The organism is Aurantibacter sp. (assembly GCF_039941195.1).
Classification (GTDB): Bacteria; Bacteroidota; Bacteroidia; order Flavobacteriales; family Flavobacteriaceae; genus Aurantibacter_A.
Genome location: NZ_JBDVFA010000009.1, coordinates 1 through 24,785, shown reverse-complemented (window position 1 = coordinate 24,785; position 24,785 = coordinate 1). Strand labels below are relative to the sequence as shown.

22 protein-coding genes are annotated in these 24,785 nt (G+C 34.3%); 6 read left to right on the top strand and 16 right to left on the bottom strand.

Features of this window, described 5'->3' with window-relative positions; all coding sequences use genetic code 11:
* Positions 1–11: 11 nt before the first annotated feature.
* The 6 genes from ABJF52_RS01190 to ABJF52_RS01165 form a co-directional block, all read right to left on the bottom strand.
* Positions 12–416, bottom strand: coding sequence for a rod shape-determining protein MreD (locus ABJF52_RS01190; RefSeq protein WP_348145093.1), 405 nt, complete (start codon positions 414–416; stop codon positions 12–14).
* Between the two features lie 97 nt (positions 417–513).
* The gene (gene mreC, locus ABJF52_RS01185; RefSeq protein WP_348145090.1) at positions 514–1,332 is read right to left on the bottom strand and encodes a rod shape-determining protein MreC; all 819 of its coding nucleotides are present in this window, start codon (positions 1,330–1,332) and stop codon (positions 514–516) included.
* Between the two features lie 61 nt (positions 1,333–1,393).
* Positions 1,394–2,422, bottom strand: a complete 1,029-nt coding sequence (locus ABJF52_RS01180) for a rod shape-determining protein (RefSeq protein ID WP_153756878.1) — start codon at positions 2,420–2,422, stop codon at positions 1,394–1,396.
* Between the two features lie 66 nt (positions 2,423–2,488).
* Complete coding sequence (gene purH, locus ABJF52_RS01175; RefSeq protein WP_348145086.1) at positions 2,489–4,018, bottom strand: bifunctional phosphoribosylaminoimidazolecarboxamide formyltransferase/IMP cyclohydrolase; 1,530 nt, start codon at positions 4,016–4,018, stop codon at positions 2,489–2,491.
* Positions 4,019–4,122: 104 nt separating this feature from the next.
* Positions 4,123–4,575, bottom strand: a complete 453-nt coding sequence (locus ABJF52_RS01170; protein ID WP_348145083.1) for a GAF domain-containing protein — start codon at positions 4,573–4,575, stop codon at positions 4,123–4,125.
* A 139-nt stretch (positions 4,576–4,714) separates the two neighbouring features.
* The gene (locus tag ABJF52_RS01165) at positions 4,715–5,794 is read right to left on the bottom strand and encodes a hypothetical protein (RefSeq protein WP_348145080.1); all 1,080 of its coding nucleotides are present in this window, start codon (positions 5,792–5,794) and stop codon (positions 4,715–4,717) included.
* Between the two features lie 228 nt (positions 5,795–6,022).
* Between ABJF52_RS01165 and ABJF52_RS01160 the strand changes: the two genes are divergently transcribed.
* From ABJF52_RS01160 to ABJF52_RS01145, 4 genes are all read left to right on the top strand, one after another.
* The gene (locus ABJF52_RS01160) at positions 6,023–6,442 is read left to right on the top strand and encodes a hypothetical protein (RefSeq protein WP_348145077.1); all 420 of its coding nucleotides are present in this window, start codon (positions 6,023–6,025) and stop codon (positions 6,440–6,442) included.
* Positions 6,443–6,593: 151 nt separating this feature from the next.
* Complete coding sequence (locus ABJF52_RS01155) at positions 6,594–7,328, top strand: heavy-metal-associated domain-containing protein (RefSeq protein ID WP_348145075.1); 735 nt, start codon at positions 6,594–6,596, stop codon at positions 7,326–7,328.
* Positions 7,329–7,363: 35 nt separating this feature from the next.
* Positions 7,364–9,622 (top strand): TonB-dependent receptor, encoded by a 2,259-nt coding sequence (locus ABJF52_RS01150; protein WP_348145072.1) that lies wholly within the window; start codon positions 7,364–7,366, stop codon positions 9,620–9,622.
* A 24-nt stretch (positions 9,623–9,646) separates the two neighbouring features.
* Entirely contained in the window at positions 9,647–10,003 is a 357-nt protein-coding gene (locus ABJF52_RS01145) for a metal transporter (protein ID WP_348145069.1), read from the top strand.
* A gap of 93 nt (positions 10,004–10,096) precedes the next feature.
* Here the strand turns inward: ABJF52_RS01145 and ABJF52_RS01140 are convergent, their stop codons facing one another.
* Positions 10,097–11,095: a hypothetical protein gene (locus tag ABJF52_RS01140; RefSeq protein WP_348145066.1), complete on the bottom strand. Its 999-nt coding sequence runs from the start codon at positions 11,093–11,095 to the stop codon at positions 10,097–10,099.
* A 328-nt stretch (positions 11,096–11,423) separates the two neighbouring features.
* Between ABJF52_RS01140 and ABJF52_RS01135 the strand changes: the two genes are divergently transcribed.
* Positions 11,424–11,546, top strand: coding sequence for a hypothetical protein (locus tag ABJF52_RS01135; RefSeq protein ID WP_262884771.1), 123 nt, complete (start codon positions 11,424–11,426; stop codon positions 11,544–11,546).
* Between the two features lie 74 nt (positions 11,547–11,620).
* Here the strand turns inward: ABJF52_RS01135 and ppk1 are convergent, their stop codons facing one another.
* Positions 11,621–13,660 (bottom strand): polyphosphate kinase 1, encoded by a 2,040-nt coding sequence (ppk1, locus tag ABJF52_RS01130; RefSeq protein ID WP_348145063.1) that lies wholly within the window; start codon positions 13,658–13,660, stop codon positions 11,621–11,623.
* Positions 13,661–13,962: 302 nt separating this feature from the next.
* Between ppk1 and ABJF52_RS01125 the strand changes: the two genes are divergently transcribed.
* Positions 13,963–15,426: a hypothetical protein gene (locus tag ABJF52_RS01125; RefSeq protein WP_348145060.1), complete on the top strand. Its 1,464-nt coding sequence runs from the start codon at positions 13,963–13,965 to the stop codon at positions 15,424–15,426.
* A 54-nt stretch (positions 15,427–15,480) separates the two neighbouring features.
* Here the strand turns inward: ABJF52_RS01125 and ABJF52_RS01120 are convergent, their stop codons facing one another.
* The 8 genes from ABJF52_RS01120 to ABJF52_RS01085 all read right to left on the bottom strand — a co-directional run.
* Positions 15,481–15,990, bottom strand: a complete 510-nt coding sequence (locus ABJF52_RS01120; RefSeq protein WP_348145057.1) for a hypothetical protein — start codon at positions 15,988–15,990, stop codon at positions 15,481–15,483.
* A gap of 123 nt (positions 15,991–16,113) precedes the next feature.
* Positions 16,114–17,883 (bottom strand): FAD/NAD(P)-binding protein, encoded by a 1,770-nt coding sequence (locus ABJF52_RS01115; protein WP_348145054.1) that lies wholly within the window; start codon positions 17,881–17,883, stop codon positions 16,114–16,116.
* 122 nt (positions 17,884–18,005) lie between these two features.
* Positions 18,006–18,959: a hypothetical protein gene (locus tag ABJF52_RS01110; RefSeq protein ID WP_348145051.1), complete on the bottom strand. Its 954-nt coding sequence runs from the start codon at positions 18,957–18,959 to the stop codon at positions 18,006–18,008.
* A 74-nt stretch (positions 18,960–19,033) separates the two neighbouring features.
* Complete coding sequence (locus ABJF52_RS01105; RefSeq protein ID WP_348145049.1) at positions 19,034–19,675, bottom strand: DUF1801 domain-containing protein; 642 nt, start codon at positions 19,673–19,675, stop codon at positions 19,034–19,036.
* Positions 19,676–19,883: 208 nt separating this feature from the next.
* Positions 19,884–21,527, bottom strand: coding sequence for a hypothetical protein (locus tag ABJF52_RS01100; RefSeq protein ID WP_348145046.1), 1,644 nt, complete (start codon positions 21,525–21,527; stop codon positions 19,884–19,886).
* Between the two features lie 371 nt (positions 21,528–21,898).
* Positions 21,899–22,393, bottom strand: coding sequence for a hypothetical protein (locus ABJF52_RS01095; protein WP_348145043.1), 495 nt, complete (start codon positions 22,391–22,393; stop codon positions 21,899–21,901).
* Between the two features lie 220 nt (positions 22,394–22,613).
* Positions 22,614–24,077 carry a DUF6298 domain-containing protein gene (locus ABJF52_RS01090; RefSeq protein WP_348145040.1) on the bottom strand — a complete coding sequence of 488 codons (1,464 nt, stop codon included), beginning with the start codon at positions 24,075–24,077 and terminating at the stop codon, positions 22,614–22,616.
* A 78-nt stretch (positions 24,078–24,155) separates the two neighbouring features.
* On the bottom strand, positions 24,156–24,785 hold a 630-nt coding region (locus ABJF52_RS01085; protein WP_348145037.1), incomplete at its 5' end, for an ATP-binding cassette domain-containing protein.

Genomic DNA, 24,785 nt, shown 5'->3' with positions numbered 1-24,785 from the left:
TTAAACTTATTTTATTCTTTACGGACACTAAAAAGTGAACTAAACAATAGGCACAGTACTAAGGTTGCTAGCGCATTAGCTACTATTTTCTTAATTATCAATAGCATATTACCAAAACTAAATATTTCTAAAGTGAAGAAAAAAGCGTGATGCACTACTATTAATAACGTTAAAAATGCAAATTGTTGTACCCTTGTTGAGTTGCCCAATCGAAAGGATTGAAACTCGAAATTTACACCAAATACAAAACGCATTATTGTGGGTCTTAAATAAGCTATTGTTACGGTCGATGCGGCATGAAGCGCCATAGTGTCCGAGAAAAAATCAATAGATAATCCTAACAGAAAACTAAGTCCTATTAATAATGCTCTATTTTCTTTTACGGGATACCAATACAGAAATAATATATACACCATCGGATTAATAAACCCGAAAAAATTAAGTCTATTAAATACTAAAACCTGCACTAAAACAAGTAGTGCAAACCTTATGAAGTTGATAAAGTAATAATTACTAATCATTAGCTTCGGTCTGTGTTTCTAGTTCTTGTATTTCTTTTTTATCTGCGTTACTTACAACATAAACATTTTGAATATTAGTCATGTCATTAAATAAAGTAATATCAATCGTGTAAAAGTTTTCCGAAACATCTAAGTCAAACTTTTTAATTGTTCCTATTGGAATATTTTCAGGAAAAATACTACTCATTGCTCCTGTTACTATGGTATCACCAACTAGTAGTGGAACTAATTTCGGTATATCTATTAATTGAACAACATTATAATTATTTGCATCCCAAACCAAAGAGCCAAAGTGGTCTGTATTTTTAATCTTTGCGTTGATGTTTGATTTTTCATTAAGAATACTTTGTACCGATGAAAAATTATTAGAAGTGTTTTCTACAATCCCTAGGATACCTTGATCAGTAATTACCCCCATGTCAATTTTAACACTATCGTTACTGCCTTTGTTTATGGTAATATAATTACGGTGGTCGGCATAGCTGTTTTTAATAATCTTAGCCGGTGTAATGGTATAGGTGAGTTGAATAGAATCTAGCTTAAGCGTATCTTCTAAATCAAAATTAAAAAGAAGTTTTCTCAGTCTTTTATTTTCATCTACAAGTGCTTTGTTTTCTTTTTGAAGTTCAAAATAAGAAGAAACTCCATGAGAAGCATTATAAATATTCCCCGTCATCCAATTTGAGGAATTAAAGAAACGAGACTGATGAAATGAATGCGATTGAATTGTAAAACCTAACGATATAGTCAACAACAGCATATACAAGAGAAAATTCTTGTTTCTTATTATAAAGTTGATGATTTGCTGCATTCACTTGGTCTTAAAAATTAGTCCCAGCTGGATTTTCGAAATGTTCTACTGCACCCGAAGACTACTTAATAAGGATGCTCTTATAGCGGTCCAAGTTTTTTAAGGCGATACCTGTACCTCTTACAACCGCTCTTAATGGGTCTTCCGCGATGTACACCGGAAGGTCTGTCTTTTGTGACAATCTCCGGTCTAAGCCACGTAGCATTGATCCACCACCCGCTAAATAAATACCAGTGTTGTAAATGTCTGCTGCTAATTCTGGCGGTGTTTGTGATAGCGTTTCCATTACTGCATCTTCAACTCTAAGTATAGATTTATCCAATGCTTTTGCAATTTCTCTATAGGATATCTGAACCTGTTTAGGTTTTCCAGTTAATAAGTCTCTACCCTGTACCGATTTTTCGTCCGGAGGTGATTGTAAATCTTCAGTAGCTGAACCTATTTCAATTTTTATATTCTCTGCAGTACTTTCACCAACATATAAATTGTGTTGTGTACGCATGTAGTAAATAATATCATTTGTAAAAACATCACCTGCAATTTTCACAGATTTGTCACATACAATTCCACCTAAAGCAATTACAGCAATTTCGGTAGTACCACCACCTATATCAACAATCATATTACCTTTCGGTTGCATAATATCTAAACCAATACCAATTGCTGCTGCCATTGGTTCGTGAATTAAATAGACTTCTTTACCGTTTACTCTTTCTGCTGATTCTTTTACGGCACGCATTTCAACTTCAGTAATACCTGAAGGAATACAAATAACCATGCGTAATGCCGGTGGAAACCATTTCTTTTTTAATGCCGGTATGTTTTTGATGAACATATTGATCATCTTTTCAGATGCATCAAAATCTGCAATTACACCATCTTTCAATGGTCTAATGGTTTTTATATTTTCGTGAGTTTTACCTTGCATCATGTTGGCTTCTTTACCAACGGCAATAATTTTACCTGAAATGCGATCGCGTGCAACAATAGACGGACTGTCAACAACAACCTTGTCCATGTGAATAATGAGGGTATTCGCCGTACCTAAATCGATGGCGATTTCCTCGGTCAAGAAATCAAAAAATCCCATTTTAATTCGTTTGGTTTCGTTACTTTAGTTAGAGTGGGGTGTATTTCGTCGACAAAAGTAATGAAATTAATGCTTGAAATGACGTGTGCCTGTCATTACCATAGATACTTTATTCTCATTACAATAATCGATACTTAATTGATCTTTAATAGATCCGCCCGGCTGTATAACGCTCGAAATACCACTTTTATTGGCTATTTCTACACAATCTGGGAACGGAAAAAATGCATCACTCGCCATAACAGCTCCTTCTAAGTCAAAATTAAAAGATTTTGCCTTGTGAATTGCTTGATTTAAAGCGTCTACGCGAGATGTTTGCCCAGTGCCACTGGCACATAACTGTTTGTTTTTTGCTAATACTATGGTATTACTTTTAGTATGTTTACAAAGTTTTGAAGCAAAGATTAAATCTTCTATTTCGTCAGCAGAAGGTGCTAAATTAGTTACAGTAGTTAAATCTTCAGGAGCATCCGTTTTATGATCTTTTTCTTGAAGCAACATGCCGTTTAAACATGTTCTAACAATCATTTCAGGCATAGCAACCTCATTCTGTATTAGAATAATTCTATTTTTCTTTCCTTTTAAAATTTCTAGTGCCTCAGAATTATAACTTGGTGCGATAACAACTTCACAAAATAGTTTGTGAATTTCTTCAGCTGTCGCTTTATCAATTTCTTTATTGCTAATAAGTACACCCCCAAAGGCAGAAACAGGATCCCCCGCTAATGCATCAATATATGCTTGGTGCAAATTATCGCGTTGCGCTAGTCCACATGCATTATTGTGTTTTAAAATGGCAAAAGTAGGAGCGTCATTTTTAAATTCACCCATTAAATTCACCGCAGCATCTACGTCTAAAAGGTTGTTGTATGAAAGTTCTTTGCCATGTAATTTATCGAACATAGCATCAAAATCACCAAAGAAAAATCCTTTTTGATGTGGGTTTTCTCCATAGCGTAATACTTTTCCATTAGTCTCACTTACTTTTAAAGCAGCTAAATCATGATTTTGATTAAAGTAATTGAATATTGCAGTATCGTAATGAGAAGAAACGTTGAATGATTTGGCAGCAAAACGTTTGCGGTCTTCTAATGTTGTACTTCCATCTCCTGCGGAAATTAATTCTAATACTTCAGAATAATCTTCCATGGAAGAAACACAAAGTACGTCTTTAAAATTCTTTGCAGCGGCGCGAATTAATGAGATTCCACCAATATCAATTTTTTCTATAATATCTTGTTCTGATGCACCACTTGCTACTGTTTTTTCAAATGGATATAAATCAACAATGACAATATCTAGCTGAGGAATATCAAATTCTTCTAATTGTGCAACATCGCTGTCGTTATCTTGACGGTTTAAAATTCCTCCGAAAACTTTAGGATGTAAGGTCTTTACACGACCACCTAAAATTGAAGGGTAACTAGTTACATCTTCAACAGGCACAACCTCTACACCTAATTCTTGAATGAACTTTTCTGTACCACCAGTAGAATATATAGTGATCCCAAGTTCTTGAAATTTTCTTACGATTGGTTCTAAACCATCTTTGTGAAATACGGAAATAAGTGCTGAAGTAGCTTTTTTAGTGCTCATTTTTGTTTGAATATAGAGTGTGGGTTAACGACATGCAAAAGTAATTTTTTTAGCCGTTATACTAAGATGAGGTTATCAACAAAAACACTAAAGTTTTAAACGTTTTAAGTAAGTATTTCGGCTACCTTTTCATTTATGAATTCTAAAAAGCGTTCATCAGCATCTGTAAAAGGATCTTTTGTGTTCGAATCAATGTCTATTTGACCTATATTTTCGCCATTGACAAACAAGGGAACTACAATCTCAGATTTTACGGTAATACTACAAGCAATATAATTGTCTTGTGCTTGTACATCGGGTACAACAAAGTTCTGATTGCTAACTGCAACCTGCCCGCAAATACCTTTTCCAAAGGGAATTATAGTATGGTCTGTTGGAGCACCTGCATAGGGTCCAAGTTTCAGTTCTTCCTTGTCACTATTTTTAAAATAAAAGCCCACCCAATCATAATATGCAATATTTTCTTTCAAAAGCTCACAAATAGCCAAAAGTCGCTCATCTACGGTATCGTTAGTATTTAAAATAGTTGTTGCTTCAGATTTTAACTTTTCAAACATCTTTTTTTTGCAAAAATAACTGATTTAGAAATCAGATAGTTTATTAATGTAACCTATGTCGAAGATTTTTAAAGTTATTACAAAAAAAAAAAGGGATGTCAAAAAATGACATCCCTTTCTAATTAAAATTTATAATTATTTATGGCTGAATCTTTACATCAAAAGTGATGCTATTATTCACATTAAAACCAGGGTCTAAAGCTGTTATTTTTATTAGACCTTTTTTACCGTAATTATCAACGAATTCGATGACATTGCCAACAGCTAAACCACTTATGTCTTGACTAGTAGATTTTACTACAACATCTAACGAACCAGACAATACAATTGCATCGAAATCTGCAGCAAGCATTGTTGAAGTTGAAAAGTAACCTTCGTTTAGCGTTTCGTTAGCAGCATCTTCCTCATCAGCGCCAGGCTCTAAACCTTCTACTGGGAAACCAAAAGAATCGTTATAAGAAGCTGTAGAAGCGAAAGAAGCTTCGTTGTCTTTATAGTAATAACCGAAATCCCAGAAAGCTCTAAATTCAGGACCTTCATTAATTTGATAAACAGTTTCGTTTAATAACGAGAAAAAAGTTTTAGTTGTGCCATCAGCAGCTGGTGCAAACAATTGAACGTCTGTAAACTCACGAACTGGAGTAGATGGGTTTGTACCTGTACCAACGGTTACTGTTATCGTACCAACACCTAAGGCTAACCTTTTTGTAGGATCTCTGAAATCACCTTTACCTGTAGTAGTCCAAAAACTATAAACAATAGTTCCATTGTCAACATCCGGCACGGGTAAATTGAAAGTAAAGTCAATTTCTTTTTTCGTAGCGCCATCTAAATCAATAGATCCATCAGCTTTTAAAACTTTCTTTAAATCGGTGTCATTAAGAGCAAAATCATTGAACGGCATATCACCCTCACCAGAAATATTTTGGGTAATATACATTCTTCGTTGAGTCGTTGCATCTGAAGTATATATAATTCTACCAGGAACTGCTGTGCCAACTTCGCCACTTGCACTAGCTGTTACAACATTGTTTGTTGGTGTAGCTTCGTCGTAGATTATAGTCGCTACTTCCTCTATAGGATCTTCGTCATCACCGCCACCGCCACCAACGCCGGTATCGAATACAGAACCGTCGTCAGAAGAACAACCTACCATAAAAAGGGTTATTGCAAAGGCCATAAAGCCTAATTTTAAAGGGGATTTTAATTGCTTTTTCATAAGAATTTAAAGTTATTTAGTTACTTATTTATAATAATCTACGATGAGTTACCGTATAAAGACTATCAACTACTCATAACTTCTTTTTTTTAAATTAAGTATGCCAATTCGCAAATGTTTTAATTCTTGCGGCTAAGATGGCGTGATTTTCATACGAAGTCAGCTAATCTTTCGTTAAAGAATATAGTAGTTTATGACTGCTGTTTAATATTGTGTACTTTTGTAATAATGAAAGAAAATTTCAACAGATTTTTCTCAGTTGCCATGGCAATAATGGTACTAGCCTCCACAGTTTCTTGGACGGTTAGTAAACACTATTGTATGGGACGACTTATGAATGTAGCTTTATTTGCTCATGCAGAAAACTGTGGAATGGAGTTAGCAATTCAAGATTCCTTTGATGCACTTCAAATTGCAGAAGAAAATTCGTGTTGTGATAATGAAATGACTACTATTTCTGGGCAAGACGAACTAACTTTTTCTTTCAACGATTTAAAATTAGACCAGCAATACTTTTTGGTCTCGTATATGCAAGGGTATCTAGCCCTACTTCAGGATGATACACGAAATACCATTGCTGATAATCAGTATCCTCCCCCTATTCTAGTTAAGAATATTCACCTTCTTGACGAAGTCTTCCTAATTTGATTCCATTTTTGTCTTACTGATTTAATGATAATCTGTGCTTTCTTAGTTCTTAACTGAATAAAATCAAGATTCTTTATAATCTAAATGAACCTCTTTCATGCTATATCTAACTATTATTTAGATGGAGGAACGGACAAAATTTTAATCAAAAATGAAACATTTATATAAAATTACGGGAATGACCTGTAACGGTTGTTTAAGTTCAGTTCAACAAAAAATTGAAACGGTTGATGGTGTGACTAATGTGTCCATTAATCTAGAAAGTGAAATCGCTGAAATTACAATGGACAAACATATCCCAATTGAACAATTTAAAGCAGTTTTACCTGAAAAGTATTCGATTACTGTTCTAAATAAGCAAAGACCACAGCGCAAAGAAACCAAAGTGACTGATAGCAGTACTGAAAAATCAAAACTACAGCAGTTAAAACCGTTGTTGTTAATTTTCTTATACATTTTTGGAGCGGCTTTTTTATTGAATTACAAGGAATGGAATAGCAATAATGCCATGCTCGATTTCATGGGGCTTTTCTATATAGTATTCAGTTTTTTTAAGTTTTTAGACTTAAAAGGTTTTCCTGAAAGCTTTCGAATGTATGACCCTTTGGCAAAAGTGTTCCCAATATATGGCTGGATTTATCCCTTCATTGAGTTGGTATTAGGGTTGCTGTTTTTAATGCGATTTAAAACTACAATTGCATTATTAACCACAATTGTAGTTTTAGGAATTACTACAATAGGAGTAACGAAATCTTTGCTTGATAAAAAAAGCATTCGTTGCGCCTGTTTGGGCACTGCACTTAAATTGCCAATGACAGAAGCAACATTTATCGAAAATGCGATTATGTTGATTATGGCAGTCACTATGCTAATTCAGCTTACTTAGTTTTAGCCACTACTATAAATGACAAAAAATATTTAATGAAAATTAATCTATATATATTAATACTATTGTTCCCCGCACTGTCTTTTTCACAAGACTTGGTAAAGGGTATGATAATGGAACCAGATTCCAATAATAAGCATGTGGGCCTAGAAGGTGCCAATGTGTATTGGATGGATTCGCAAACCGGAACCATTTCAAATGAAGAAGGTTTATTTGAAATTCCATATTCACCAGCTTATAACCAACTTATCATAAGTTATGTAGGTTTTAAATCGGATACACTTACTATTAATGAACCCACTACAGTGCATCATTTATTACAACCGTCTAATGCCTTGAATGAGGTTGTTGTTGAGCAAAAGAAAGAGGCTGTACAAAAAGCATATTTCAGTTCGCAAAATGTGGTAACGATTAACAGCGATGAATTATTAAAAGCGGCGTGTTGCAACCTATCGGAAAGCTTTGAAACGAATCCAGCAATTGACGTTAATTTTTCGGATGCCTTAACGGGTACCAAACAGATTCAAATGTTAGGTTTAACAAGTCCGTATTTGTTAATTACCCAAGAGAATATTCCTATGGTCCGCGGTGCTTCACAGGCATACGGACTTACATTCACACCCGGTACATGGGTGGAAAGTATTCAGATTACCAAAGGTGCAGGTAGTGTGGTTAATGGTTATGAGAGTATATCTGGACAAATAAATACAGAACTGGTTAAACCATTTACTGATAATAAACTATTTGTTAATGGTTATGGGAATATCAATGGACGACTAGAACTCAATACACATTTTAATCAAAAGATTTCTGACCGTTTTAGTGTTGGTGCTTATGTGCATCACAACCGCCGCGATATTAAAGAAGATAATAACGATGATGGCTTTTTAGATGCTCCTTTGGCAAATCAAATTAATGTAATGACTCGCCTGCAATATCAAAATCCTGAAAAAGGATGGGTTAGCTTTTTAAATTTACGCTATTTGGATGATGAGAAATTGGTTGGAGAAATCGATTATGATAGAACAACAGACCGACTTTCCAGTACAGCTATTTTATTGGGTGATGAAGTATGGGGAAGCGAAATTGATACAAAACGTTTCGATTCTTCATTAAAGTTAGGTTATGTTTTTCCAGAACTGCCATTTCAAAGTGTTGGTTTTCAAACTTCATATAGTTTACATAAACAAGATTCATATTTTGGATTGAACGAGTATGATATCGATCACGAAAGTGTGTATTCTAATTTAATCTTTAATTCTATTATTGGGGATACGCGGAGCAAGTTTAAAACCGGATTAACTTTTGCGTATGATGGTTACGATGAATTGGTAAACAGAACGAACTATGATCGCGAAGATGTTTCGGCTGGTGCATTCTTTGAGTATAGTTATGAGAATTTAGAAAAACTGAGCTTTACCGCTGGTTTACGATTCGACACACACAATCGATTGGGTAATTTTGTTACGCCTAGACTACATGCACGATATACACCTTGGGACCGCGGTAGCTTAAGAGCATCTTTTGGTCGCGGAAGAAGAGCAGCAAATATATTTGCTGAAAACCAACAGTTGTTTGCAACTTCTCGTCAAATTCAAATTTTAGATACTGAAGGTAGTATCTACGGTTTAGATGCTGAAGATGCATGGAATTATGGGGTTAGTTTTTTACAAGGGTTTACCTTTCTAAATAGACCTGGTAATATTACCATAGATTATTATAAAACAGATTTTAAAAATCAGGTGGTGGTTGATTGGGAAAACCCTAGAGCGATTACTTTCTATAATCTCGATGGAAACAGCGAAGCAAATAGTTTTCAAATAGAATTAAATCACGAGATTTTAAACAACTTAGAATTGCGTACAGCCTATAAATATTACGACGTAAATACCGATTATCGCAATGGAAATTTACAGAAACCATTGCTAGCGCAAAACCGATATTTTGCTAATTTGGGATATCAAACGGAGTTGAATGATAAAGGTGGACAATGGCGTTTTGATTATACTTTACATGCTGTTGGTAAACAACGCCTTCCAAATACAGATGTTAACCCTCCAGAATATCGATTAGGAGAATTTTCGGAAGCCTATAGTCTAATGAACGCACAAGTAACAAAGGTTTTTAGTGAGCATTTTGAACTGTATTTAGGTGGAGAAAATTTGAGTAATTTTAAACAACAAAACCCAGTGCTCAGTGCTGAAAATCCGTTTGGCGCAAATTTTGATACCAGTATGGTCTACGCACCTATAATGGGACGCATGTTTTATGCAGGATTTCGATATAAAATTTAAAAGAAAACAATAAAATAAATAACTATGAAAAAGATTTTTTTAGTACTAGTAATGGGCTTGTTTTTTATGAATATAAATGCACAGGAAAAGAATAAGAAATTAACGATGGATGTTAATGGAAAATGTATAATGTGTAAAGAGCGAATTGAGAAAGCGGCTCTTGGGGTAAAAGGTGTGAAGTATGCCGAATGGAATATTCCAACACATCAGCTGTCATTAATTTATAATGAGGGCAAAACAGACCCAATGAAGATTAAAACCGCCATTGTTAATGTGGGTCACGATACCAAAGAATTAAAAGCCACGGAAGAGGCTTATAATTCTGTACACCCATGTTGTCGTTATCGTGAGGATAATAGTGATGATGGCGTAAATCATTAAAATTAGCATAGCTTAGAAAAAAGCGCATGCCAATTTTGGTATGCGCTTTTTTTTATGAATGTACTTTTAGAAAAAGCCTTTGCAATAGTATCATTATTCAGTTTCGATTTTTCTAACCTCAATCGTAAAAGCTCTAGCAGGATTAAGTACTAGAATTTTATTGATATCGTCTGTAGTAAATCCATTTTTTAAAAGTTCGGGGATTAGATGTAAAAAAATCGCATCAAACCTTCGTATTTCTCCACCGTTCGGATAACCATTACCATCATGTGATAAAAGTACGTGGTCTAGTAGTTGTTTATGTTTAAAAAGTTTTACGTATTCAGTTGTATTCGATTCTTTTACACCATCTAGTGAAATCCATGCACCTTGGGTTGCTAAATCAATTAAAACAGAATCGTTGTTAACTTTGTTAGCGTGTGTCCAAATCCAAGCACTCGGATGAATGTTATTTTCTTTTAGCAATCTAGTTTGCAATTGCATCGCCTCTAAATTCGCGCCGGTATGCACAGCTAATGTTAAACCTGTAGATTGGTGGGTTAGCATCCCTGCCTTAAACAATTTGGTGTCTATTTCCGATGGTGATTTACCATCATCAAAACCTAGCTTAACAAAACCAGGTTTTCTATCGGTACCTTTTATTCCGTATTTAAATTCATCAATCCATATTTTTGAAATTGATTGTGCACTAGCATTATATGCTAATTCTGGAATATATCTGTCGTTTGCTGCTCCGTAAAAGCCAGTATTTGTAATGATTTGCACCCCTGTTTCAGTCGATATTTTTTCTAATAAGTCTATTCTTCTTCCAAAATATTCGGTGGTACAATCGAATATGGTATTCACACCCAACCCTTTTAATTGCTCTAGATAGGGAATAACTTGATTAAATAATTGTAGCGTGTCATAACTAGAGGTCTCTTTAATGTCCTTGCCATAATTAGACATTATATGTTCATGTGAAAGACTTACGCCCAACTCCGAAATAGAAATGGAACCTTGAACCGTATTTATACCTTTTTCACTTTTGCAGGCAGCTGAAAGTAGCAAAAAATGAATACTAAGAACTATTCCGAAATTGAAATTTTTCATATAGAAAGATAACTTATTTGTTCTTAATTCTTGTGACTATTATTGAATAACAGCTGTTTTGTATTGCAAATTAGTTAGCTAGTTCCAAAACATGAGATTCTCGAATTAAGGCACTTGCCAAAACAGTAGTCGCATTAATGATTAAACTGTTTTCAATAACCCAGAAGATGCTATGTTTTGAAATCACATAAATTATTTATTTTCAGTATTTTACGGTTTGTTAAACTTGTCTTAACGTTGTAATTTTTCAGCTTGTTTTACGTCTAATTGTTTGTGTATATAAGGGTGCATATTGTATCCATCACAACCTAGAATAAAGAATTTTATAATGAGACATAAAGAACAAAAACACAAGGCAAATGAAGCTGTTATTGATAGGTTAATTACCCGTCATGAAAGCTGGAGAAACAGTCGAAGGCATACCGCCTTAAAACTAATACGATTTTCGTAATAATTAATAGTAAGAGAAAGGAGGCATAAGCCTCCTTTTTTTGTTTATAATGTTAAATTTGTCAACCCTAAATTTTACGAGTTCAAAGGTGCTAATGATGATTTTTCAGGACTCGTCTTTTTCTTTAAATATTGATAAATTAAATGTTGTGCAGATGCTGTCATATCGCTGCCTTGCACATATTCGTTGCTTTGCTCAGCATCAATAATTCGAGCTTTTACTGTATCATTCAATTGAAAGTTCAACATGGTCCTTAACTTTTCGTGAATGTCAACATCTAAAATGGGTGTTATTACTTCAATTCTATGATCAAGATTACGTGTCATCCAATCGGCAGAACCCAAAAACATTTTTTCTTCACCTCCATTACCAAAAATATAAACTCTACTGTGTTCTAAAAAACGATCTACAATACTTGTAATTGATATGTTTTCACTTTGTCCTATAATGCCAGGAACCAAACAACAAATACCTCGAATTAATAATCTTATTTTAACCCCAGCATTACTTGCTTTGTATAGCAGATTAATCATTTCTGGATCTTGTAGACTATTCAGCTTTAAGGTTATATAGGCTTTTTTACCTAATTTAGAATTATCAATTTCAGTCTCAATTAATTGCGTGAATTTTTTACGCATGTTAAACGGTGAGATTAAAAGCTCTTTGGGTTTTGGGATTATTACTTTTCCTTCTAGTACGTCAAAAACCTGAGACAATTCATTAAGTACGTCCATATTAGCCGTTAAAAGACCAGAATCGGTATAAACTTTAGACGTCTTTTCATTAAAATTCCCAGTACTTATATAACCATACAAACTAGTGTATTTATCTACCACTCTTTTTATGAGAAGAATTTTAGAATGTACTTTTATTCCAGGGTAGCTATAAATAACATTAGCCCCATTTTTTTCTAAAATTTTACCCCATTTTATATTGTTTGCTTCATCAAATCGCGCCTTGGTTTCTATAAATACGAAAACATCTTTACCTTTTTGGGCAGCTTTTAAAAGTGCTTGAGCAACTAATGAATGTTTTGAAATTCTATATAAGGTAATTTTAATTTGTTTTACGCGACTATCCTTAGCTGCTTCTTCAAGTAATCGAACTATTGGATCGTAAGCTTCATAGGGAAAGTTTAATAACCTGTCCTTCTCAGCTATTGTAGCAAACATATCAGGATGTCCTTCGAATTCACTAGACCGTATTGGCGTTAAATAATTAAACGATAATTTTTTATTTGTGGGATTTGGGAAATCAAAAAAATCTTTGAAATTATGGTAAACTCCCCCTTTAACAATATCCGTTTCATAAATGTCTAATGCGGTACGTAATCGATTTAATAGAACAGCAGGCATGTATTTATCTACTAAAATTCGTGTTACTTGTCCACTTTGCCTTTTGGGTAGTGCCTTTATAATTTTATCTAAAAGATTTCCTGAGTATTCGTTTTCAATGTATAACTCGGCATCGCGTGAAATTTTAATCGAATAAAAAGGCACGCCATATTCAGCTTTTAAATTATGCTTTAAAATGTCGTCAACAAAAGTTATGTAATGTTGGTCATTATCCTTAGGTAAGGTTACAAATCGGGGAGTAGCTTCATCTATTTTATACCACACTAGCGTATCGTCCTTTACTTGGCCAACTAAATACAAAGCTTCATTTTCTATAAAAGGAATTTCTTTTGCACTATTGAGGTCTGTAATCGCTAAGCTCTCTTTAAAATAGTCTTTGCTAAATTTATTTTGTAATTCGTTAAAATCGGTATGCGCAACAAGATTGATACTATTACTGATTAGTTCTGGTATAATCTCCTTTGAAAATATTCGTCCTAATTCTTTTTGCTGTTCGTCGACTTCTCTTTTAATTACCTTCAATAACTTATTCGGTTTGGTAATTAATTTTTTACGAAGCGGCTTATCTAATTGTTTTATTTGGCGAATATCCGAAATGCGAACTTTAAAAAACTCATCTAAGTTTGATGAAAAAATTGCTAGAAATTTAATACGCTCATACAGCGGATTTTTTTTATCAGTAGCTTCTTGCAGTACACGATGATTAAATCGGAGCCATGATAAATCTCTATTGTAATATTCAGTGGTGTTAAAAGCCATTCCTTCGTTTAATAAAATTGTAATCTATTTATGATACAATTTCTAATAAACCTTCAAAATTACTATTTGTGCGGCAAACAGCCTGTAAACCATTGTTTTTATTGTGTTAAATTTTTTATTCGACACCCTGCTACGAGTGGTGCTAGTATGGGTAAAGGCTATGAAAAAACAGAGACGACACAGTTTTAAGTCTGGATTAAATGGATTTTTAAATTTATTCATTGTTGATTTTATTTTAAACATTGACGTGTACTCAATTAAGATAAATGACTAATTTAGTTTAACAACCTAAATGCCTTTTAATGTCTTCGAAATTACTGTTCCTATTTGCTATTCTGCTTTCTTTTCAATTTGGCACTGCACAAGAAAAAAATAAATATAATCCGTACGGACAACCTAAAAAGTGGAAAAAGGAAGAAGAACGTTTAAAGAAGTTAAGAGAAGCTGCGAAAAGCGATTTAAAAATTTGGGAACGTACCGATTACAGAGACACTGAACAGTATGAAGCTGATGGGTATCGTGCTAATTTTACCCCAAATAGTTCAAAACGGGCACCTAAAGATTTTATCGCCTTGGTTTCTTCCAACAAAGGAGATAAATATTCTATGTTAGATTTGTTAATTGAATATAGAGGTGCTTGTGAAACACAGATGACGGTTAAAACCACTTCCATAATGTATACAAATCCTATAGTACAAAAGTTTCTTGAAACTAGAGATATCAATGATCTTCCTGTGTTAGGGATGTTAGAAGCAATGAAAAAAGGCTTGCAAGATCAATGTGATGATTTAGAGTCGATACGGTTTACTTTGGGTCCTATTTACGTTCCACCAAAAGATGGTAGGGGAGAAAATCAAAAAGTGGTCTACAATGGACATATGAATCAAAATACTGGTTGGCAATTGACAAAAGGTTTTGATGATGCAGTAGCTGATTTTGTGCTTAAAATGTATATCGCACCAGATTTAACTTCTAAACTGGCTATAAAGTACGAAGGTGCTTGTAACCCCAATCAAAAATTTCATATCGCACCTGTTTTCTCTAATAACACCGAACGCTATGGTTATCAAAAAGAGGAAACGCTTGTTGGATACGAAAATGTTGCAACCAGAGCTATTACCCAAGCTGTTTTAGAATGCCCAACAATAGAAACAATTGAATTTACTTTGGAATACCTTCCAGAACCTATGTTTGTTCGTGAGGATAAAGCAGGGGTTATTCGCGCAAGTAAAGCGAATAATTGGGCATTAGACGTTTCCGATTTTGGATACTTTAGATCGGAAGGACCTACTATTACAGATTATTCTGATGTCATAACATTATTAGAAAAAAGAGAGTTTCCGTTTATAGATCGTTACTCCGATTTTTTTAAACTTTTCTACGAAGATTTTATGGATGCTTATGGAACCACCTGTAGAGGTAATCTAAAGAATGCAACAAAAATTAGTATTCATGCTTTTGAGAGTCGGTATAATAGCAAAGGCTATAAAGTAAGTGAATATGAAATTGGTGAGCCACAAGTTTCTTATGTAGAAACGGCTTATTTAAGACGCTATCAGCGGTATGCACATTATAATAAGGGTACTGTGCTCTACAATATTTTTAAAGGTTTCTTTAGTGGTAATCAAGCGAATGGCGTTGATGCAATTTTATTTCGTATACGTGGTTCGCAGTATATAAAGAAATACATTAATAACAATTGTGATGGTGAAGAACTAAAAGGACTTTACAATTATATGCAAGAATTAGCAACGGAAATTAATTAGCGATTTTGGCCTTAATGATAAAGGATGTCTTGGTTTTTTATTTGCTCTTTGCGATTATTGCTTTTGATTCTTCACTTTTAGCCAAACGAAAAATGATCCGAGAATCGATAAAATATCAATAGCCAAAATAATGTTCGAACCTATATTGGACACTTTTATGGTAGATTCTGTTCCATAATCATGAATTAAAATGAGCGGGGTAAAAACGATAATTAGAATAAAAATTTGAAATACTATAAAAAGCAAAAACGGAATAACATCGCGAATTTTTAATCCAAAGAATTTAGAATCCTTTTCTCTTTTTTTACGCCATTTTTCCCATTCGTTTTGATGTGATTTTCTTAAAAATAAACCCAGTTGGCGTACTCTAATTTCATTGTGACACCATATTAATGACATTACCATTATCATTGGAGGGCAAAAAGCTAATAGTAAAATTGCCTTTTGTGTAAAGCTAAAAGAATAAAACGCTCCGATAATTATTATAGTCCAGTTTAAAATGTTTTGTCTGTTCCCTAATCTTAAAATTAATTCTTCGCGTAAGCTCGTAAACTCATTTTCCATTTAATACTCATTATTCCCAACTAAGATACTTTAAGCTTGGTACATTTCGAATTTTTGCTATTCTAATTTTTATCCTTCTGTATAGCAAGCCTACTGATTATTTGTTTCTCTATATCACAGCTTTTATAATAAATTTTCTTTTTTTAATTCTAATAACCACTTTGTATGTCGATTGGCAGCCTCCGTGGCCCATTGTTGAGGTCTTAGTCCAAAACATTCCAAAATGGCATCAACTCCAATAATAGTTCCTTTGGCTAATCTGCCGAGTACTGCAATGGGAATTTGATTGTCCTTTTTAGTAGACTGCACATATCCGTTTTCATCAGTAGCCACACCTAACTGATCATGTACCGCTTCGATTAAATTATTCGAAAGCATTTTTTTAATGATTGGCGCAGCTACCGCTTCAATTTTTGGTGCATCTAAAACTGAATCAATCATTATGTTTGCGGTAAGAGATTTGCCATTTAAATTAATTTGCCAACCATCTTCAGTTAAGTCAAATTCTGGATTATTAGCCATTTCTAAATTCATAACTCCAGCTTTGTATAGTGCTATTAACTGCTGGATACTTTCCACAGGTGGGCCGTACGAGTATCGTTTCGACTGTTCGTCTAAAGCAATTATTTCAGCAAAAACCTTTTCATTGCAACCGTTATACGAGAGTTGTGCATAAATTGATGGTTGACAATGCCGCCATACTTGCCCGATGCAATAATCTAAACTTATGGGACTTTCGCCTGTTGCCATGTCCACAAATTCTTGCATGGTAATAGACGACGCTTGCTGTGTAGGAGTAATTGTTTCATGCTCATAACTGTTATCCGCCAACCATTTTTCAATACGTTTTTCCGTTTCAGCTAGCGATAAATTGTCGCCCTTATAATTGGGCAGTTGCAAATATACTTTTGCTGCAATAGGGGCGAAAGCACGAATTAAAAACTCAGGACTACCCGCAGCTTTTTGAACTGAATGGTCTCCTATTTTTTTTTCAAATTCAGCTATTTGCTCGTCTGTGGGTTTAAATAATGCATCTATTTCAGCATGTAAAGGTTTTGGTGCAGGTGGTAATCCATCCAAAGAAAACGGTACCAATAGATTAGTAATTGATTTAGTAGTTTTATAGCTACACGATTTTGTTTGTTCGTTTTCAGTAACAAATTCTCCAAACTTTAAAGCAATGGCTCTAACCACATCAATCATCGCTAGGCCATAACCACGAACACCAATCGTACTATTTTCCGTAATTTTTTTGTCGTTTAAAAAGTCTTTAATAGGGTAGGGCGATTTAAATAAACGAACATTCTTGTTCGATGCTGCAAAAGCATTCCACTTTTCAATTTGTTCCGAAAGTAGCGTGGGTTGGTGCCCTATGGTTAGCAAAACCTCGTCTAAATCAGTGTAAGTTTGCGCCTTCGTTTTTAATTCTATTTTGTTCTTATCATCTATTGTTACTTCTACGACTTGTTCTTCAATTAAAGTAACAATATTGGCCTCAATTAGTGGCGTAACAAAAGATTCAAAACGTTGTTTTAAATAGTCTCCAACCACAGCGCGTGGTGGATAGGTATCTGCTGCTCTATCTGGAATGGTATCGTAATCTTTGTTTGCCCATTCGTGATATGAGGGAAATTCGGGAATGCTAATCGTTTTAGAATTTAGTGCCGGACGTTGGTCTAAGTTTAAAATACGTTCCGTAATATTTATCCAATTCGATTGCGGTTGGTCCGTCGGATAGACTTGCCCATTGCCAAAATTGCCTGTTTCTTCAAAGAGAAAAATTTGAAGTTGCGATAAACTATTACGTTGTTGTAATTCTAAGATTAAATTTTCAAATGCATAGCCGCCTCTTGGTCCTATACCTATAATTGCCATAACGCGTTCACTAGCCATGTACCTTTCGTTTAAATTCTAATTCTGGTATAATGTACTATTCTTTTAAATACAATCAAATACCAGTGAGGGTCTTGTTTATGTACTTTGAATTTCGATAATTCGTGCTGAATAGCGAAATACTATTTCTCTAAATTTCTAAAATTACGCTCCACCCAATCCGTTAATTCATGAAGACTGGCATTCGCAGCTGGGCGTATTGTTATATTTTTTTTGAGCGTACTTTTCGGAATTATATGAATGCACTTAAATCTTTTTCGGAGAATCGTATATTCTATGCGATACCCTTTTATGTCAGTAAAACGAAGCTCTCTAGTTTCAAATAAGCCTTTGAGTTTTAGCGCGTCTTTTGTAATAGTTAGCTTATCGCGAATAAACATGGTATATATAATTAGGCTAGCCATTAATATTAGTGCACCGATAACTTGCACATACATCAAGGTTGTAGTGCTAATGTAATTTTCATTAAAAAGCAGCATGGGTATGGTTAGTGCCAATAATAAAAGTCCGTATCCAATTAGTGTATAGTATAAGTTGACCCCAACAATATAGGTTTTTAATGCTGAGTTTCCTATACTATTATTCGTGCTTCCAACGGTTTTAGCTGTTTTAATATGTTTGCTGATGGGGTCTATTTCCAAACCTTCTTTTTTGTCGATTGCACTTTCAAGCCAAGCAAGAAATACGGTAAAACTTTTATGTGGAATGGAACTAACAGTAATGTCTTTTTTGTTGGTGTGGAGCGTTATTATTTTATTTCCTCCGGTATACGTTGAAGCTGCAACACTATAGCTATCAATATCGCTAATCTTTACTTTTTTGTTATAGAACATTCCTTTTAGGTGTAACGTATTGTTTAAAACAATTAGCTTTTCACCTTTTATAAAAAGATAGATTAGAAAAGCACCATAAAGCAGACAAGCAAGTGCTATTATGAACTTGTTCTTAATAAGTTCTGGCTTCAATAAGGCTACAGCATAAAATAGTATAGACAACAGAATACCAAATACCATATAGGTGGTAGTGCTTGTTCCGATATGGAATGTCTTATTACTTGTACTTTGCGCTTTTCTCATTTTTAATTAGACGATAACAATAGTTTGTCAATGTTAAAAGGTCTAAGTACTAACGTATTAGAAGCGAATCTATTCTATTTCGTTAAAGTTTTATGAGAGCCATCACAATTGGGCATTCGTATGGATAGTCCACAGGTGCAATCGTTTAGGCCTTTTCCACTAAAAATACGTTCGGTGTTCTTCTCGATTCTTGCGATTCTAGTTTTCGATTGTTTGCCTTTTGCAAAATGCAACAAATAGCCACGTTGCCTACCGGGTGTAAGTTTATTAAACGCTTTTTCGAATGCTGGTTGCTCTGCAAAAGCGGCTTCTAATTCTTCGGGTACATAAAACGCTGCCGTCTTTTTCTTTTTTATTTTAAGTCCCGACGCTTCTACCAGAATCGCTTCTTGAATGTAGCTTTTAATTGTTTTTTCTAAAGCTTTAATTTCTGAAATATCGGTAAAACGAATCTGCCGTGCACTTTGCACATTCTCGGTTTGCTGTATTAATATATTTTCTGTGTCTTTTAATAAGGCGCCTTTGACAAAAAGAAGGGCACAGTAATTTTTAAACCCGTGTAGTAAAATAACATTTTTCCCATGGTGCGTATAGCAAGGGTGCATCCACTTAAATTCTTCTACTAAGCCGCTGGTAACTACATAATTTTGTAGCAGTTTTAATTCGCTTTGCCACTTGGTAAGGTTCTCGAAAAAAGATGCTACCTCAGGAATCATTTCTTATAATTATTTTAACGTTATCGTTTCTTCAAATATAAAACTGAAGCACCCGTAAACGGTGACACTATTGCTTTATAACTTCCGCCTTTAAATGTTTCTGTTCCTTTAATAGTGCATATTAGTGCTGGGAAAAACCATTCTACTTTAAAATCTACATCGGCATCGCCTAAACCTTAAGCGCAAGAGTCCTATCTTCAAGACTACTTTAATATTTGTAAAGTATAGAAGCCCCTGTACAATTTATAGTAACGTTTTCGTTATTGCAAGCACTGCTCGTTTGGTTAAGAGAATATCTTAGTGTTCCAACAAATTTTTCTCCATCAAAAGTTCCATTGTAATTATAAGAATTAATAAAAGTAGTGATTGTTGGTGTACCATCAACACAAGTGTCGATTTCTGTAGATGTATCGTTTATTACAAAAGATAATTGGTTTCCATTTAATTTATAAGGGTATTGGTTGGAAATTGTTTCATTGGTTGTATTAAATGTAAAGTCCCGCCAATCTGGTAAGGGAGTTCCATTCGTACAGTTAACATTCATTCCCCATGTGCCAGTTAAATCAATTCCATTTTCTTTGTAAACTCTAGCAGGAAAACTTCCGGTTAAGCGATTAAATTCATCTTCATAACTAAAGTTAATACTCGTATTTATGAATTCTTCGACAGCATTATCATCAACAATAGATACAGTTAAGTTTAGTTTACCATCACTAAAAGTGACTGATTCTATATTTACATTATTGCTCTCAATTGAAAAGTTAATTCTATTGAAAAATTCTTTCTTTTCAAGAACTGTTTCAACTGGTTTTGCTTGATTTATAGGTAGTGTAGGTATGTTTTCTAAATCAGAGAAAAAGAAATTTTTGTTGATGAAATTTATGGCGGTATTAAATCGGTCAGTAACGTTATTTGCTTTAGAAATTGTATTTAAATAGTCTGATGCATTTTTTTTACTGCCATCACTATCTGATGCAATGAAATTTCGCCGCACAGATTTTAAATCAAAACTTGAAGTAGTTCCTGAGGTAATTGTAATATAGTCGTTTAGATTTTTATTGATCAATGCTTGTACGCTATCAATAGTAGTTGTTACAACTTTTAGATTTCTGTCATTGAATTCATTTTTGTACAAGATAAATTTTGTGTAAAAGGCATAAGTGGCCAATCCTGTGATTGCCGCAATTGCTAAATTAGGAAGGGCTGCTATTGTTACAAAGATTGAAACACTAAATCCGGCCCCAGCTAAAATCAATTTACCTAATATTTTTAAGTCACTTCCGTCAATGGCTGCTTTAGAAGCCAAATCGTTTGTAAAAGCATTGTCAAATAATTCTTTGTTGGCATTGTAAGTCAAAGCTATTTCTTGTTTTTCTTGCGCTGTAGCATTGGTGAAAAATTCATTAAAATTTGTTATATATTTTTTCATTTCATTGGATGTTTTATCAGTGTCATCCAAAATGTTTTGGAATGAGCTGATTTCTCCTAATAAGGATGCTAGCTCTTTTGCCGGTTCGTTAGAAAGTTTAGTTTCAATGATATCATATGTTACAGAAAGATTTAAATTAGGAATAATCAAACTATGTTGGCCTAATGGAGCATTTTGCGGAACTAGAAAAACTAGTTCTTCATTTTCTGAATCTAATGTGAGTATAATTGGTATATCACCTAATGTGGCTTGATATTCATTTTGAAATAAATCTGTTCTACTCAATCGAACAAATTGATATGTTGCAACTTGGCCTTCATTTATAGTGGTTAGGTTATCGTTTATTTGTTCGTCACTACTATCTGTTGTTGGAATACATGAAAACAACATCAATATAATTAGTCCAGCAAATAGTTTGTACATAATTTTAAATTTTGAATCGAAATTTACCGATATCTGTTGTTTTATACAATACCTAACACTGGGTATTTTAGGCTTCAAATGACTGCAGTTATTGGCTTAGACGTATAATTGTAAGCGGTAAGGATAATTTATTTTAGCTGTGGTTTGTCGAACAATGATTACTTTTTATCCTTGCCCGGTTTTTGTTACTTTCTTGCTGGTTGCGAGGTACTTAGTTAATTTTCTTTTTAGTTAACTGTTGTGCATAATATGGAAATACTATTTGCAATGGCTTAACAATACAAAAGCTGCATGATTATTTCTTAGAATGGAATGGAATTTAGTAGTGTTTTAAAATGATTTTTAACCTATGCTACGGTTGAACTACGCTACTACTTATATCTTTTTGATATTGACTTTTTAAACTCTAAAAGTTTTTCGGGTTTATGGTCTATTTGAAAAGATTTCGGATGCTTTATTACCCCCAATATCCCTCCAATTGACGAACCTGCAATTAGTCCTAAGAACCCGCTGATAAGGGAGCTTTCTGCACGTGTAAATATAAAATCACCTTCGGATCCTGCTAGGTAACCAAAAACAAGACCAAATGATGTGCCAACTACTGCCCCCATACCAATACTATTCCCAAAAGACCGCTTTGTTTTTATAATACTCATTCGGTTTACTGGTATTGCTGTGAGTTTTTCATTACGTAATAACACAATAGAATCTTTATAAATATAATGTAGTTTCCCTTTGGCAATTTTTCTTTTAGTAGCATCATATACTCGAACAAATATTTTTTTGTTTGGCAATTTTTTTTGTGCGACCAAAGTTAGATTGCAAATTAGCACTAGTGGTAATAGCAGGTATAATTTTTGTCTCATCTTAAGGATTTTTACCTAAATCGTTGCTAACGCTGATGTTACGGGGGAGAAGAAATTACTTTCCGTTTTGCTTAAATAAGCCCTGAAACTATAGGCTTTTCTATTTTAATAGTGAAATGCAACCAATGAGCAATGAGTAGGTACACCTAATAAAATAGTATTGTCACTTAAAGTTAATAAATTTTTATTCGTCTTGCTAAAAATACGCTACTATACGATATTACCGCTTCTTCAAATATAAAACAGAGGCACCCGTAAATGGTGACACTATTGCTTTATAACTTCCGCCTTTTAAAGTTTCAGTTCCTTTTATAGTGCGTTCGAGCACTGGAAAAAACCATTCCACAACAAATTCAACATCGGCATCGCGTAAATCTAAAGTTGCTTTGCCTTCTGGTAAGTACACCACATATTCTTCTCCTGGGTTGGCCAAACAAAATCGTGTGGAGCTAAGTTGGTCTTGTGGAGTCATATGCACTAAATCAATGCGGTCTGCCAAAGCAAGAATGTGACCCATGTTTTTACGTAAGGGCTCATAATCGGGGTGGTCGGCATCGTTCTTCGTTACGCCACCAATATAAAAAATAGTAGCATTTTTTTCTCTATCGTAGTTGCCGGCCAAAGGAACCCAAGAATCCATAAAAATAGGATTGTGACCACGAACAAAAGATTTCCAAGCCCACATATACGTGCCCCAATGGCCGCCCAAATGGTCAGTATCGAGTATCACTACTTTTTCACCCGTATTCGCAGGAGGATCTAATTTATAATCTTGTAAATAATCGGTGCCTTTATACATCCATGATATCGGTTCCGTTGCAGGTGAAATCCAATCGGCGGGACTCTCCCATAAATCGTCATTGAACATTGGCGGACTAACCACTGAAGAATGTGTCATACCAACAGGGTGTTGTTTGGGCATCGATTTTTCTAGCTCTTTTACCAAATTCACCATATAGTATTGCCACTTTTTTGTTCCACCTTCATTTATAATTTCGAACAATACATTATCTAAATCGTTTACAGTTTCAATTACTTTCTTCACATACGCTTCTTGAAGTTTAAGTAAGTCACCATTGTTGGTAGAATGTAAAGTGCCCATTTCTTCATCGTCGAAACCATTATTTTGTACCGATTTTCCAACGCCGTTAATATTGTTTTTAGGATTAAAAGGATGATATTCCCACGGGTCGCTACCTGGTGTTTCTAATCGATTCTGACTCCATCCCTCAAACAACATTACCGAAACATAAATACCTTTATCACCTGCTTCTTTTGTGCGTGAATAAAGGCGTTCGAAATAGGCTTCATTCCATTTCGTAATATCGTACTTTACTTTGCCTTTCTTTTTAACGGTTTTATAAGCCAAAGGACCAAAAACAACTTCATCTGTGGTCCAAGATGCGTTTTTGGCATGCTCCCAGGTCCATTGGCGTATGAAATTATGATTGTGATCCTTCATCATTTTCAGATACCCCTGATAATCAAAAAGTGCTTCGTCGGGCGTTCTGCTTTCTTGAAAATTTGCCCACGTATGCGAGCCCGTTAAATAAATTGCTTTGCCAGAATTGTCGGTAAAATAGCGACCATTTTCTGGGTGCACACGTAAGGGACCATTAAATTGTTGCGCTGTTAATTGCAGCAGTGTAAACAAGAACAATACCAGTGGAAGAACTTTTTTCATGTAGTACGGAAGGGTTTAAATTCGTTAGCTGAATGTACATATTATAATGACTTTTATATATGTTTTTACTTGGAAACTTTAATCATTCATGGTGTCTGTAATTTTATCAATATTTAAACTGTTGGCCATTGCATTAAAAATTTCATGGTAGGCACTTTCATTGTCATATAATTCTTCATGATTGCCTTCTTCAATTACCTTTCCTTTTTCTAAAACAATGACATTTTCAGCATCTATTATTTGCGAAATGCTGTGCGATATAATAATCACAGTTCTTCCTTTTTTTATGGAATCTAAACTCTTTTTTATTTGCTCAGTTGCTATAGCATCTAAACTTGCCGTAGGTTCGTCAAGAAAAATAATAGGTGGATTTTTTAAAAATAACCGAGCAATCGAAACTCGCTGTTTTTGCCCACCCGAAAGTAAGGTTGCTTTTGAATTATAACCTTCTGGTAAATTGATAATTTGTTCGTGGATATGAGCTTTTATTGCAGCTTCAACAACTTCCTCATGCGTTGCAATGGCTTTACCATATAATATGTTCTCTTCAATAGTTCCATTAAAGATGTGATTCTTTTGTAGTACCAATCCAATATTATCGCGCAGCCAATTTGTATCGTAATCTTGTAAATTCACATCGTCCAAATAAATGGTGCCCGATGAAGGTTCATAAAATTTATCCAATAAATTAACTACCGTACTTTTTCC

Coding starts and splice junctions, on each gene's coding strand:
- ABJF52_RS01135 (WP_262884771.1), top strand. CDS start 11,424: ATGAGACATAAAGAACAAAAACACAAGGCAAATGAAGCTGTTATTGAT.
- ABJF52_RS01145 (WP_348145069.1), top strand. CDS start 9,647: ATGAAAAAGATTTTTTTAGTACTAGTAATGGGCTTGTTTTTTATGAAT.
- ABJF52_RS01155 (WP_348145075.1), top strand. CDS start 6,594: ATGAAACATTTATATAAAATTACGGGAATGACCTGTAACGGTTGTTTA.
- ABJF52_RS01120 (WP_348145057.1), bottom strand. CDS start 15,990: ATGGAAAATGAGTTTACGAGCTTACGCGAAGAATTAATTTTAAGATTA.
- ABJF52_RS01190 (WP_348145093.1), bottom strand. CDS start 416: ATGGTGTATATATTATTTCTGTATTGGTATCCCGTAAAAGAAAATAGA.
- ABJF52_RS01165 (WP_348145080.1), bottom strand. CDS start 5,794: ATGAAAAAGCAATTAAAATCCCCTTTAAAATTAGGCTTTATGGCCTTT.
- ABJF52_RS01150 (WP_348145072.1), top strand. CDS start 7,364: ATGAAAATTAATCTATATATATTAATACTATTGTTCCCCGCACTGTCT.
- purH (WP_348145086.1), bottom strand. CDS start 4,018: ATGAGCACTAAAAAAGCTACTTCAGCACTTATTTCCGTATTTCACAAA.
- ABJF52_RS01115 (WP_348145054.1), bottom strand. CDS start 17,883: ATGGCTAGTGAACGCGTTATGGCAATTATAGGTATAGGACCAAGAGGC.
- ABJF52_RS01125 (WP_348145060.1), top strand. CDS start 13,963: ATGTCTTCGAAATTACTGTTCCTATTTGCTATTCTGCTTTCTTTTCAA.
- ABJF52_RS01180 (WP_153756878.1), bottom strand. CDS start 2,422: ATGGGATTTTTTGATTTCTTGACCGAGGAAATCGCCATCGATTTAGGT.
- mreC (WP_348145090.1), bottom strand. CDS start 1,332: ATGCAGCAAATCATCAACTTTATAATAAGAAACAAGAATTTTCTCTTG.
- ABJF52_RS01100 (WP_348145046.1), bottom strand. CDS start 21,527: ATGTACAAACTATTTGCTGGACTAATTATATTGATGTTGTTTTCATGT.
- ABJF52_RS01095 (WP_348145043.1), bottom strand. CDS start 22,393: ATGAGACAAAAATTATACCTGCTATTACCACTAGTGCTAATTTGCAAT.
- ABJF52_RS01105 (WP_348145049.1), bottom strand. CDS start 19,675: ATGATTCCTGAGGTAGCATCTTTTTTCGAGAACCTTACCAAGTGGCAA.
- ABJF52_RS01160 (WP_348145077.1), top strand. CDS start 6,023: ATGAAAGAAAATTTCAACAGATTTTTCTCAGTTGCCATGGCAATAATG.
- ABJF52_RS01170 (WP_348145083.1), bottom strand. CDS start 4,575: ATGTTTGAAAAGTTAAAATCTGAAGCAACAACTATTTTAAATACTAAC.
- ABJF52_RS01090 (WP_348145040.1), bottom strand. CDS start 24,077: ATGAAAAAAGTTCTTCCACTGGTATTGTTCTTGTTTACACTGCTGCAA.
- ABJF52_RS01140 (WP_348145066.1), bottom strand. CDS start 11,095: ATGAAAAATTTCAATTTCGGAATAGTTCTTAGTATTCATTTTTTGCTA.
- ppk1 (WP_348145063.1), bottom strand. CDS start 13,660: ATGGCTTTTAACACCACTGAATATTACAATAGAGATTTATCATGGCTC.
- ABJF52_RS01110 (WP_348145051.1), bottom strand. CDS start 18,959: ATGAGAAAAGCGCAAAGTACAAGTAATAAGACATTCCATATCGGAACA.